The organism is Aeoliella mucimassa (assembly GCF_007748035.1).
In the GTDB taxonomy this organism is placed as follows: domain Bacteria; phylum Planctomycetota; class Planctomycetia; order Pirellulales; family Lacipirellulaceae; genus Aeoliella; species Aeoliella mucimassa.
The window spans coordinates 3,610,117-3,622,313 of sequence record NZ_CP036278.1 but is presented as its reverse complement, the minus strand read 5'-3'; the positions used below and the strand labels follow the sequence as shown (position 1 = coordinate 3,622,313).

At 58.8% G+C, this 12,197-nt stretch carries 9 protein-coding genes; 5 read left to right on the top strand and 4 right to left on the bottom strand.

Annotated elements, in window-relative coordinates:
• Positions 1-175: 175 nt before the first annotated feature.
• Together Pan181_RS14255 and Pan181_RS14250 are read right to left on the bottom strand one after the other, a co-directional pair.
• Positions 176-1,474: a permease gene (locus Pan181_RS14255; RefSeq protein WP_145247478.1), complete on the bottom strand. Its 1,299-nt coding sequence runs from the start codon at positions 1,472-1,474 to the stop codon at positions 176-178.
• A 178-nt stretch (positions 1,475-1,652) separates the two neighbouring features.
• Complete coding sequence (locus Pan181_RS14250) at positions 1,653-2,918, bottom strand: SGNH/GDSL hydrolase family protein (protein WP_145247476.1); 1,266 nt, start codon at positions 2,916-2,918, stop codon at positions 1,653-1,655.
• Positions 2,919-3,280: 362 nt separating this feature from the next.
• On the opposite strand from Pan181_RS14250, the gene Pan181_RS14245 reads away from it, so the two are divergent.
• A complete protein-coding gene (locus tag Pan181_RS14245; RefSeq protein WP_145247474.1) occupies positions 3,281-3,631 on the top strand; it encodes a DUF433 domain-containing protein in 351 nt (116 codons plus the stop codon).
• A 170-nt stretch (positions 3,632-3,801) separates the two neighbouring features.
• Here Pan181_RS14245 and Pan181_RS14240 read toward each other — a convergent pair whose 3' ends face one another.
• Positions 3,802-4,377 (bottom strand): NADPH-dependent FMN reductase, encoded by a 576-nt coding sequence (locus Pan181_RS14240; RefSeq protein ID WP_145247472.1) that lies wholly within the window; start codon positions 4,375-4,377, stop codon positions 3,802-3,804.
• Between the two features lie 201 nt (positions 4,378-4,578).
• On the opposite strand from Pan181_RS14240, the gene Pan181_RS14235 reads away from it, so the two are divergent.
• From Pan181_RS14235 to Pan181_RS14225, 3 genes are all read left to right on the top strand, one after another.
• Positions 4,579-5,535, top strand: coding sequence for an ADP-ribosylglycohydrolase family protein (locus Pan181_RS14235; RefSeq protein WP_145247470.1), 957 nt, complete (start codon positions 4,579-4,581; stop codon positions 5,533-5,535).
• Positions 5,536-5,742: 207 nt separating this feature from the next.
• A complete protein-coding gene (locus Pan181_RS14230; protein WP_145247468.1) occupies positions 5,743-6,828 on the top strand; it encodes a hypothetical protein in 1,086 nt (361 codons plus the stop codon).
• Positions 6,829-7,096: 268 nt separating this feature from the next.
• Entirely contained in the window at positions 7,097-7,459 is a 363-nt protein-coding gene (locus Pan181_RS14225) for a hypothetical protein (RefSeq protein WP_145247466.1), read from the top strand.
• A gap of 106 nt (positions 7,460-7,565) precedes the next feature.
• Here Pan181_RS14225 and Pan181_RS14220 read toward each other — a convergent pair whose 3' ends face one another.
• Entirely contained in the window at positions 7,566-10,127 is a 2,562-nt protein-coding gene (locus tag Pan181_RS14220; RefSeq protein ID WP_145247464.1) for a hypothetical protein, read from the bottom strand.
• Positions 10,128-10,738: 611 nt separating this feature from the next.
• Here Pan181_RS14220 and Pan181_RS14215 point away from each other — a divergent pair.
• Complete coding sequence (locus Pan181_RS14215) at positions 10,739-12,154, top strand: cytochrome P450 (protein WP_197528358.1); 1,416 nt, start codon at positions 10,739-10,741, stop codon at positions 12,152-12,154.
• The last annotated feature ends 43 nt before the right edge of the window (positions 12,155-12,197 follow it).

Here is a 12,197-nt window from a genome sequence, read left to right as displayed (position 1 = left end):
CTATACCTGTTCATTGGAGCACCATAGGTGGCCAATTCCCAGCGAAAAGTGGAGCATCCCCCAAAAAATTGTTAAGCCCGCAGCCGAAGGCGTAGGCTAGCGATGCTGACGAAGAGCTAGTCTTGAAGTCTCACGCAGAGTCGCGGGGCGGGGAACACAAGTACTCCCCCGTCACCTAACCAGTTGCCCCACCAAGCAGGCTCACGATCGCTCCTCCGGCCAGCCAGGCGAGTGACACGTACGCCAGGCCGGTGAGCAGGCGGTCGCCGAGGCTTGGTTGCGACATGTGCTCGTGCTCGTGCTCGTGCTCGTGGCCTTGGTGTTCCTGTGCCTGATCATCGTGCTGGTGCTCATCCTGTTCGTGCTCGTGGTGCATTGCGTGGGCCGAGGCTTTCGATTTCAACCACACAAGCACTCCCGTAATCACCAGGAATGCAACGTTCAGAAACAGCGTGTAGTCGATCTTAAAGCGTTCCATCGGTTCGACCGTTTGCCGAGTTCCCCCTTCGGGCAGCATGCCGGCGAGTCCAAACCCGTAGTGTAATAGCAGCGAGGCGGCAACCAACGCGACGAGGAACACTCCGAGTATGTAGAGGGCCATGGTCCAGCCGTAGTACTTGGCATTGATACGGAGCACGGGGAATACCACCAGGTCGCTGAAGATGAACGCCATGATGCCGGCGAAACTCACCCCATTGGCGAGCAGCAGCGAAGCGAGGGGGATGTTGCCCATCGAGCCGATAAAGGTCAGGAAGGCGGCCAGCGGTCCGACGAGGGTTTGCAGCAGTACTTGCCAGAACGCAGGATCGTTGTCGCCGCCGGCACCGACGAACAGGGTGGTGAAGAACGATTGCGGCACAAAGGCACTGATAATGCCGGCCACGGTGAATCCGAACGTCACGTCGCGCCAGACCATGCCCCATTCCATGAAGTACTGACTCGCGACCCGTTGCCAACCTTCGCGGCTGGTGATTAGTTTCTTCCAGTCTTCGGTTTCGTGTTGCTCCTCGTCTTCGCCCATCCGCTCCCGGGCTTGCTTTTCCCAGGAGTCGGGGAGCGTCAGTTTCACCAGCACCCACATGAGTAAGATCAGTAGGATGCCGCCGATATACTCGCCGACGACAAATTGCCAGCTTAAAAAGATGGCAATGATGATTCCCAGTTCGATTACCAGATTCGTTGACGACAGCAAGAAGGCGAGCGAGGGGACGAGTCCCGCTCCCTTCTTGAACAGCGACTTCGAAGTCGCCAGTGCAGCAAAGCTGCAGGAACTCGAAATGAATCCAGAAAACGTGGCCAGTCCTACGCTGCGGGCGCCGGCCTTGCCCATCGCTTGCTTCATGCGTTCGCGGGTGACAAACACCTGGATACAACTACTCACGATGTATCCCAGCACGAACGCCCACATGGCCATCCAGAAAAATCCCAGCGATGTTAATGACGCGTTACCCCAATTGGTGAGAAAGGACTGCATGCTACCTTCGTACGGATTCTAGGCTCTCATTTCTTTTTTCCTGCGGTAGTATTGCAGTCAAGTGACGCACGACAACCTTGCAGGCAGGCGCAAGCGTCGCATGCATCATGTAAAAGATGGATCGTGCACTTAGGAATCAGCAGAGGATATCCGCAGCAATGGCCTTCATCGCCATCGCTTAGTAAGTGATGCGAATCGAGTGTTCGACGGGCACCACGCTTTCGCCGGCCGACTTGCGAAGGGCTTTGTCGACGGACACCAGTTCCTTTACCAGCGCGTCGAAGTCGGTATCCACGCCCTGACGTTTCCAATCGGGGATCGAGTGCAGCATGTCCTTCATCATTGGCGTCTCGTAACGCTGTTGACGCAGTACCGCTTCGTGCACCTGGTGGAACGGTTCGGAGAAGGGGTTGTTAAGGAACTCGGCCGCCAGGTTAATGCCGGACGCGAGTTGTTCGCGTGTGAACTCCTTGGTTTCCTTGCCCCATTGCACTTGCACTTGCTTCGCGTCCGCAGGAATGTTGCTCACGACCAGCGTCAGGCGATTGAGCTCCTGGTTGAAGGGGAGGAACTCGATGACGCCAGTGGTGGCTTCGGGTTTGGCGGGGTCGCCAGTGAAGCAGAACGGGTAGCGAGTCGACTTCAGGCTCACGGTTCCGTCCTGCACGTTCAGCACCTGATGGCCATCGGTCGCGGTGGCCTCGGCAGCTTCGAGATCGATGGTGATCGTGCCGATGTTGCCATCGCAGCCAAGGGCCTTGAGCATGGCGTGGGCCATCAGTAGGTGCCCCGCCTCGCGGGGGTGAATGCCATCGTCGCCGAATAGGTAGTATTCCTTGCCATATTTCTGCTTCATCGCCTGCATCACCCGCATTCCCTCGGCATGCAGGTTGGCGAATTGCACTCCTTCGGCCTCGGCTACCGTTTGGGCCGCGGCGGTCAGGTCGGCCAGCGTGTGATTGTATTCGTCGGCCGTGATAGGGTGGAACCAAACCCCTTTGAACGAATCGGAATCGACCGGGCCAGGCGAGCCGACCACGATCTGACGCACGCCGGCCTGTTTGAAGGTCTGCACCACCTCGGTGAGGGCCGCGCGGTACTTCTCGATCTGCTCAGGATTCGAGGCCGAGTAGCCTCCGTCGTTCATGCCGTAGCACATGGTGGCGACGGTCGACTCAAAAGGAATCACGTCGTTTTCCATCCGCTCGGCGAATCCCCACGAAGTCTCCCCGCCCCAGCCAAACTGCGACGATTGAAGCTTGGCTGCCGGCTGGCAGGCGAGGAAATACGTTTCCATGTAGGCCGAGTAGATCTTTTGCTCGGTGATCGAATCGCCACAGATCGCGATATGATCGCCCGACTTCAGCTCGACCGGCTGCTCCGCACCCGCGCTATTCCACAGACCGATGCAGACCACTACGAGCAATAAACGGAAGAGACGCATGATAAGGGAACTCCATGAAAAGTAGTTCGAGCAGACTTGTCCTTAGGGGGCCAGCACCAGCAGTGGGCCCCTTAAGATACCTTAAGGGGCCGCAACGGTTACTTTTTACAGCAAACCGTAAGCAAATAGCGACCCCTCGGTCATGCTCGCTGCGATACCAGCGAAAGGCGAGCTGCAGGTATTCAACGCATGATGGATGGAGCAGAGGTGCTCCGCTGCAATAACTGGGAGCAGCGGGGAGATGGGGAGATTGTCATGCTGCAGTGAGGGAGTAGAGCTGTTTCGACCTGCTCAGCTAGCTGCTAGATTGATGATAGTTGGCGCTCTTCAGGCACTCGCGATACTGATTCTGGACTTTACTGATGACTCGCAGAATTGTCAGCACCGAGGATACTTGCGGCGGTAATCCTCGGGTGGAGGGAACTCGCCTCACCTGCGCGAACATCGTGCAGACGCTGACGTTTGGAGAAATGTCACTCCGCGAGTTTTTGACTGTCTACGACTATTTAACGCGTCAAGATGTTGCTGAGTGTGTGGAGTATTGTGCGGCGAGAAAGTGCATAAGCGACAGGGTCGTCTCTTATTGCCAGCAATGCTCCCTCGATGAATCGACTGCAGTTGGTCAAGAAGCAGAAGAAGGGGGACTGCAGTGGGAGGACGAAGAAAAGCTGGATATCTGGCTACATGCATGTGAGCTGCTTAGAGACCTTTGATCCCCACATACTCTCAGGGAACAGCGAAATCGCGTCGATAAGCCCAGCCGTTTCACCTTGCAGTGTTTCGGATATGGCCACGACTTCACCGGACTCGCATCATCACGAGTCCGGTGAGTCGATCTTTTCGTGGTTGGAAACCCAGGCGGCGACCAATCTGGCTCGACCGGTTACTCGCAGGTCAGGCGATTGGTGGTGTTCACCAACTGCTTCACGGTGTCGGTAATCGGTTTGGCGAGAGACTCCTCGGTGATATCGCCAGCCTCGTTAAACACCTTGTGAGCTTCCGACACCGCCATTTGGCTGGGGATCACGTGCACGCCGATGTTGCTGAGCAGCGTCCGCAGGTGCACTAGCCCGCGGAGTCCGCCGAGTGCGCCGGGCGAGGCGCTCAGGATGGCGGCCACTTTATTCGTGTAGGCGGCCAGCCGGCCATCTCCCTCGCGGGGGCGCGAGACCCAGTCGATGGTGTTCTTGAGGAGCGGGGTGATCATACCGTTGTATTCAGGGCAGGCGATCAGCAGGGCGTCGTGCTGCTTCATCAGCTCGTACAGTTTGTCGGCCGCTTCGGGGTAGCCATGCTCTTCTTCGAGATCGCCATCGTAGAGCGGCATTTCGTAGTCGCGCAGGTCGACCAGCGTGACTTCGGCTCCTTGCTCACGGGCGAGCTTCGCGGCGTAGGCTACTAGTTTCTTGTTGTGAGAATCTCGGCGGGCGCTGCCGGCAAATGCCAAAATCTTGGCCATGACTTCCTCTTCGGCGGGATCGGTGGGCGATGGGGGGGGAGTGTTGCCTCGCTCCTGCGAGGACCTTCTAATCGTGTGCAGGGATTGTAGTCGCCGAGGGGCAAAGTGGGGAGAGTTGCTTCCCCTGATCGGGCGAAATAACCAAGCGGGTGTCGTGCGAACTACAGGAGATGGGGCAACCAACGCGGAAGGCAGCAGATTATGACGGAGCAGCAAACGCCATCACTCGAGTCGCGATTCACGGGAACGCTATTGGGCTTGGCCGTGGCCGACGGCTTGGGGGCGAACTTCGAAGGCCATGCGCCGGAGCGAATCGCCAAGCGGTATCGCACCGCCGACGAGCTGATTGACAACCCACCGCCAGGGGAGCTGTGGTACACCGACGACACGCAGATGATGATCGGTGTTGCCGAAACGCTGATCGAGCGGGGTGAAATCGACGAGCCGACGCTCTGCCGCCGGTTTGCCGAGAATTACCTGCCGCAGCGTGGTTACGGGCGCGGCGCCCGCGTGATTATCGAGGCCATTCAGCTGGGGCACGACTATCGGTCGTTGGCGGCCAGCTACTTTCCCGGCGGGTCGTTCGGTAACGGGGCCGCCATGCGGGTGGCTCCGGTTGGCTTGATGTTTCGTGACGATCCAGAGCGGCTTTGGCAACAAGCAGGCGTGTCGGCGATGCCGACCCATACGCATCCGCTGGGGATTGAAGGAGCCCAGGTGCTAGCCCTGGCGGTGGGGCTCGCGAGCCAGGCCGACACGCTCGACCGCGACGTATTTCTCAACACGCTGGCCGACCATTGCGTGTCGCTGGAGTATGGCGGTCCATTACGACGGGCGAGCGACGTCCACCGGGCAGTGGACATCGGTCAGTTTGGCAATGGCATCGAAGCCAACTCGTCGGTGGTTACCGCGATTGCCTCGTTTGCCTTCACGCCCGATTCGTACGGGGCGACGATTGCGAACGCGATCATGCTGGGGGGCGATACCGATACGATTGCCGCCATGGCGGGAGCGATCAGCGGGGCTTACCTCGGTGTCGAAGCGATCCCCCGCCATTTGCTCGACGCCCTGGAGGACCGCCGGCAAGGGCGGACTTACATCGCCGAGCTGGCGACCAAGCTCTACGAGGTTTATCAGTCGCAGTGCAAAGTGAACTGAGGGTTTAAGGTCGATTGTGGAAGACTGCGCAGCTTGGAGAAAGCAAGCGGTTTTCTGCCAAGCTTGCTGAGGAGGAGAGCGAATAAGCTGACTGGCCATTTGCCTGCAAGGCGTGGGGTGGCGAGCGGTTTCTGTCGTTTTTTGCCAAGCTATCCAGCGCCAGGTCGAATCGCTTTCGTTCGTTTCTTTGTTGCATAGGAGCGTAGGATGCCCACCACCATCGCCCGGCCGGTTACCACTCAAGCGTCGTCCACCCGAGAGTCGAGTCGACGCGTGCGACCTTCGAAGGTCGACCCGGCGACCGCCCGGCCGTTTACTTTGGACCAAGAACTCAAGCCGTTTGGCCGCTGGGTGTCGGAGCCGTTGTGGGTGCCGCCGAAAGACGATCACGCGACACTGGCCGAGACGATGGTCCGCGAAACGTGGCCCTTCGCTTCGCAGGATACACGGTGGGCGGCAGTGCTCGCAAAGCATGCCGACCGCTTCACGCAGGTCCGCGAGCTCGATCTTTATCAGGCGTCGATTCGTTTGCCAAAGGGGCGGTTCTTCGTGACCGTGACCGAGCAGAAAGACTTCGACAAAATCACCGACAAGATTCCCGCCTGCGTTCAGACGCGGCTCGACGAGTTTCTGGCTGGCCCAGGCAAGCAGCGAGGCGTGAAAGTCTACTACTTCAAGCCGCTGTGCGTGGAAGCCGACGACCAGCTGATACTGACTACTCGCGACGATTTGCTGCTCGCCATCGACAAGGTAAAGAAGGAAGTGTTCGCCGAGTACGCTCGGCAGGCGGTGTATCAGCGGGCGACGCAGGCGGTGATGGCCGGTGGCAACGTCGCGCTGGCGTTGCCTCGTTGGCTGGTGAACTACTATGTTCGCCGCAAACAGCAAGCGATCGACGCCTACCAGGCCCGGCTCGAGTTCAAGCGTCGCAAGACCGCGCTCCGCGCTGCCCGAACCTACCAAAAGCTGCGGACCACGCCGTGCAGCTTCGACGACATGCTCGAGCTGACCTCTCCGCTGAAACGCGACGAGGTGATCAATCAGTATTGCCTGGAGCAGGAACTCTCGCACATTGAACGCGATCAACTGCTAAGCATCGCTGCCGGCTCGCTCCCTTGGTTCGTGACCCTATCGCTGTCGGTTGCCTATCTCACGACGCTCACCCTGACGATCACCACTCCAGTGGCGGTGTGCGACCCCGCGTTTGTCGCCGAAATGCCCGGTGCGAAGGGCGAACTGCTGAAGATCGGCCATTTCGACGAAGTCGCCGGCGTGACGCACATCGAAATCTAGTCGCTCGCAGTAAGCCAGCTCCAGTGCGCGAACCCAATCCACGGGGCGCTGTCCTACGTCGTTAGAAGCATCACTTCCCCCGCGAGCATCTCTATGAACGCAGGGTGGGAGGTTGTTTGTACCGTGTTCCTCAAAGCGGAGTCTATCGTGCTAGCGTCTGTCGTAAAACTTGTGGCGAATCCGAATCCGGGTGAGTAACCCTGTCTGTTTCCACGCGTTGAACGATTGCGCCATAAGTACCTAGCTCTAATTTGAGAGAACCAGATTGATGAAGGTCACAGAAAACAACACCCTCGAGACGAGTGTCGCCGCACGCGTTGCAGGCGAAGACATCAAGGTCGGCGATCACGTTGCCATTCTGCACGAAACCGTGGAGTTCCCCTCGTACTTGTGGGGGGCTTCGGCCATTTCACTCGAGGCCGAAGAAGCGGTGCGAGTGCGGGTGTTGCCGCAGTATCCAGGACGATTCTACAAGGTGATTGGAGTCTGCTTGCCTTTTGTGTACGCCAAGGGCCACGAAGGGGGAGTCATCGGATTCGACACTCGCCAGCAGCAGTTGGTGCGGATCGATTCCAACATGGCCCGCGAGGTGCTGCGGGAACTTCGATCGAAAAAGAAAAAGAAGAAGTAACACGCGGGCGGGGTATGTCCGCGGGTGAATGACTAACGAACTCCGGCCGCCAGGCGAATGCTTGGTGGCCGGAGTCTTCTATGGTTGGTACTCTCGTGCAAGAGATCTATAGCCGCCAGCCGGCCAGTTCCGCTTGCCAGCTTTCTGCAAACGCTGCGGTTGAGACACTTGCTGGCTCCCACCATGATCCTTGATTCGCAGCGGCCGACAACGCGGTCTTCGCCGCCGCATGCCAGTAGTAGGCTCCGTCGTCGTACCAGAAGTGAGGGCCGAGCGAGTGAGGCTCGCCCTCTTCGCCCAGTTCTAGCCCACACCGCGCAGCGAGTGAGCCGCTGAACGAAGCAATCGCGGCAATCGTTTGCTCGCGACGCTCTGCAGTCGACTTCTCTTCGTTCACGTAACAGTGATAGCCGAGTAGTTCGTACTTGTCATTGATTGCGATCAACTGGCGGGCGAACACGTGGCCTTGCGAATCGCGGACGTAGATCACCTGCTTGTTCGCGTCGGCCGCGTTCGCGAGTACCGAATGCTGGTTCTCTCGGCCTAAGCTCAGACAGGATCCAAAGTAGGTTCCCATTAGAAAGATCTCCATCGGGTCGTGCGAGATCTCCAGCTGGTACTTCTCGCCGGCAATCACGACACAGCGGTGGTCGCCGGCGAGCCAGTGGTCGATGTTGATTCCTCGGCGGCGCGCCTTCTTGAGCCACGGCTGATTGTGCGTGAGCTTGCGTTTGTAGTCCCGCCCGTGCACTTCATGGGCGGCGAGCAATTCCGCCAGCAATTGTTGCTCTTCGTCGCACATCCCATTGTGCCAGTGGAGGTATTCCATCACGCGCCGCAGTCGCTCGTCCTTTAGGCGGCTGGAAAGCTGAGGGCCGAGCGATGCTTGTGCGACCGTGCGAAGCTGCTCCCGCAGCAATTCCAAACTCGCGTGCACTACCGACACTTGCACTCGCCGTAACGCTTTACGCTCGTAAGTGTCATTGGTTTGAGGTGAGTGTTGCAGGTGATGAAGCCGCGCGAGTTGGGCCTCGGTGGCCAGGCCATCGTCGTGCAGTTGGCGAAGATAGTGCAGCTCGCGCTGCCGCTTATCGCCTGCCTGATCGCATCGCACCTGCTTCAGCAAGGCGGCTGGTTTGCCATCGGTCGAGCGCGGTAAGGCTTGCAGCTTGTCGCTCCACGCCTGCAGGGCCTCGGCTGCCAAGCCCCGCGGTACCGCCGCTTGGTCGCTCCAGGTGTAGAGCACGCGCTCGCGATGAAATACTTCGAGACCCGGGAAAACGAAGTCGTGCAGTACGGTCCAGATCAGCTTGCAGATTCGCGGAGTTCGTACGGCCTTGGGGAGCGATGCCACCCAGTTGGCAAATTGAAATAAGCTGTCGTACCGCTCAGAGGTTTTGCGATTGTCGACAAACACGTACAGTTGCGACCTGGCTTGCGTTACCCCCGCGGACTCGAGCGTAACGATCAACCGGCGGAGGCGGCCGATGTCGAAACGTGGCTCATAGATATAGTGATCGAGCGACACATTCAGCGCCCAGGCAATGTCGTCGAGCGACCGTCGCGCGGCAAGCTGCTGGCAGACGAAGGTAATTTGTTCGAACGCCCGCGAGGGAAGTGTCTCCATCGCTCGTAACATGCGTGCGTAGCCCGGAGTCTTGCTCTCCGCAATCAGCTCGTTCACCAGGTACGCAATGTTGCCCTCGTTGTCCTTCTGAATCCAATGGCTTAGCAAGCGTTGGGGGAGGGGGGCGATGGCGTTATCGTTGGCCACGATCGTAGCGACGGCCGCAACCACGCGATGCTTGCTGCGAACGCCGACTTCGCGGAGTGCTTGTCGGCAGCGGACGATGTTCTGTTGCAGCACGCTAAAGAGTGTGTGCTTCTTAAACGGGAACGCCAAGCGGGCGCGGAGAATCAGATCGTGACCAAGCTGAGTCGTCCAGATTTGCAGCTCGTTTTGTAGTTCACGTCGGTTCTCGGTCAAGCAGCGGTTTTGCCAAATGTGCAGCTCGCCGAGCGTACGGCGAAGCTGCTCGCAAAGTTCGGTGTCGTGATCGTCGAGCGTTATCACGGCCAGCGTTTGGGTAAACCGTCGGCAAGCACACTTGCCCGCCAGCCAGAACACGATGCGGGCGATCCACTGGTACTCTTCGAGCAGCGTGCTAGGGGATTCTTCGAGCATATCAGCCAGCGTGCGCTGTTGCGACTCGTCGAGTAACCAGGGCGAGCTGCTTGTGAGCTGCGCGGTGTTGGCCATCCGTTTCCAGGTGTGCAGTTGATGTAGTCGGCGTTCGAGATGTTCGACCTCGGCGGCTTCAGCCTGGTGACGCTGGTTACGGCGACCGCTACGGAGCTGGTGGTCGACTAGTCGCCGCCAGTTCGTGAGGGCACGACTAGCCGAAACAAGCGTTGCTTCCGAAAGTTCTTCGTAGGCCGAAGCTGGGAAGCCGAGGCTGGCGAGGTTCGTTGGATGCTGTGACGGATCGTCGACGTGACTCAATTGCCGAAACATGTTGCCCGAGTCGACGTTGCCGCGGACAAGCAGCAAGCGACCATCGGGCGAAGCAAACACGCGGGCATTGAGCTGCCGTGCCCGCCGACGATCGTGGGTAATGCGGGTGCGCGCCGATCGGCGCACGCCCGAACGTGTGTAGGGAGTGTGCATGGAATTGCCATGGAGTTATCGCAGGATCGCAGCAGCGCGCAGCAAGGCATTGGCCTCGCGGAGGCGGCGATGCGAGGAAATTCACCGGGGACGCTACTCAAACAACGAGTCGCGTCCCTAAGCAGGGGTGAATGCCACTGACGGGCGTAGCGATAAAAAAAGCATGGCAGTAATTCAGCACTCAGCGTCAAAGAGAACTAACAGAGAATTGGGACGATTGCGGAACAGACACCCGCTCTACCCGCTGGGTTCACCGATTTCGTCGAGTACGAGTGATTGCCCGAACCTTTGCTGTGAGTGCGCCCTGCTGGTCGGTCGGCGGAAGTCGCTTCCGCTTTTCCTGTTCCCGATTCCGCCTGAGCGACTCGCTGCCGACGTGAGGAGAGCAGGGGGTAGCGGGTTTCCCTAGCGCGATGGTACTGGAGTAACCGGATTTCTGGCCCTCTGAAGCGGAGAATAGTCGTTACAGCAGTCGCAACCTGTTCGTGAGAATCCCCGCGTGGATTCCTAGGAAACCGGAGGCCGATGGTTCATAATAACGTACATAATTCGGGCGATAGTAGTTTGTTATTTGGCTAGAGTTGCAATCCATGTCTTCAGCGTTCGGGCCGATGGCCTCTCAAGTTTCGGGACCTCACGTCACCCAGGCGAGCTTTCAGGAGTTCTCGCAGGATATCCTGCACAACCTGTTCGAGCTGCACGCCCGGCATGGAGAGATTGCTGCCATCGAAGAGGGGACTCAGCGGATCGTCTTCCTGTTCGATCCAGCGCTGAATCAGCAGGTGCTGAGCGATACGAGTACGTTCGAGGCCCGGTTCTTCGCGTTGCGGGGGCCTAAGACCTCGTCGCAGCGACGGGTGACCTCGGGACTTCTGGCGATGAACGGCGACCAGCATCGTCGCAATCGTCGAATGCTGAAAGACGTATTCAGCTTGCAGGCCATTGCCAGCTATGGCGATACGGTCACCCACCTGATCGATCGGCACATGGCCGATTGGCGCGTCGGACAGCAGACCGACCTCAACGAAGAGATGACGCGCCTGATGCTCAGCATCACCAGCACCATCTTGTTTGGTCTGGAGAACTTCGATCAAGCGTATGAGCTTGGTGAGCTGATTGCCGAGTGGGTTGCACAGAATCACAAGGTCGGCACCGGAGCGTTGGTGCCGAGCGACTCGTTCAGCACCGGCTACGAGACTCTGTTGGCGACCGCCCAGAAGCTCGAAGCGAGCGTGCTGCAGATGATCGAGCAGCATCGCCGCCAGGCAACCGTCGGCAAAGACATTCTCTCGATCCTGATGGCCAGCCACGACGACGAAGGTGGACTGAGCGAGGAAGAGTTCGTGGGGCAGACCTGCGTGTTGTTCGCAGCCGCCCATATGACAACCGCCCATTCGATGACCTGGATGCTCACGCTCCTGGCGCAGCACCCGCGTGTCGCCCAGCAGTTGTACGATCAGATCAACGACGATGGAACGCTGGTCGAGCCAACCAACGCCAGCGAGCTGCCGCTAATGGAACGCGTGATCAAAGAGAGCATGCGAATCCTGCCCGCCTCGGCTTACTCACAGCGCGTTGCCGCGCAAAGCGTGCAAGTCGGTCCGCTGCACGTATCGCGGGGCACCCCGATTGTGTTCACCCCGCTGGTGACGCATCGGTTGGAGCATCTTTATGCTCAGCCAAATGTGTTTGATCCTGATCGTTGGTTGACACTGAAGCCAAAGCCTTACACCTACATTCCATTCGGCGGCGGCAATCGTTTGTGCATCGGAGGCCCTCTGGCGCTCGAGATTATTCGTACCGCGATTCCACGCTTCTTGAGCAAGTATCGCTTCGAGATCGAGGCCAATGCCACCGTGGATGCTGAAGTGCAATCGACCATGCTGCAACCCTCGCATGGAGTGCCGGTCACGCTGCATCCGGCCGATGGTCGGTTTACGAGCGTGCCGCTAAGCGGCAATCTGCCGGAGCTGGTCGAGATGCCAGAGCCTGAGTCGCTGGAAGTCGCTCCACGCAAGCCTCGCTAGCCTCGTTAGCTTCGCTCTGCATCCATCGTACCCCATTAGTGGT

Excerpts from the sequence above, each read along its gene's own strand:
- Pan181_RS14225 (WP_145247466.1), top strand. The coding sequence starts at position 7,097 with ATGAAGGTCACAGAAAACAACACCCTCGAGACGAGTGTCGCCGCACGC.
- Pan181_RS14215 (WP_197528358.1), top strand. The coding sequence starts at position 10,739 with ATGGCCTCTCAAGTTTCGGGACCTCACGTCACCCAGGCGAGCTTTCAG.
- Pan181_RS14240 (WP_145247472.1), bottom strand. The coding sequence starts at position 4,377 with ATGGCCAAGATTTTGGCATTTGCCGGCAGCGCCCGCCGAGATTCTCAC.
- Pan181_RS14245 (WP_145247474.1), top strand. The coding sequence starts at position 3,281 with ATGACTCGCAGAATTGTCAGCACCGAGGATACTTGCGGCGGTAATCCT.
- Pan181_RS14220 (WP_145247464.1), bottom strand. The coding sequence starts at position 10,127 with ATGCACACTCCCTACACACGTTCGGGCGTGCGCCGATCGGCGCGCACC.
- Pan181_RS14235 (WP_145247470.1), top strand. The coding sequence starts at position 4,579 with ATGACGGAGCAGCAAACGCCATCACTCGAGTCGCGATTCACGGGAACG.
- Pan181_RS14250 (WP_145247476.1), bottom strand. The coding sequence starts at position 2,918 with ATGCGTCTCTTCCGTTTATTGCTCGTAGTGGTCTGCATCGGTCTGTGG.
- Pan181_RS14255 (WP_145247478.1), bottom strand. The coding sequence starts at position 1,474 with ATGCAGTCCTTTCTCACCAATTGGGGTAACGCGTCATTAACATCGCTG.
- Pan181_RS14230 (WP_145247468.1), top strand. The coding sequence starts at position 5,743 with ATGCCCACCACCATCGCCCGGCCGGTTACCACTCAAGCGTCGTCCACC.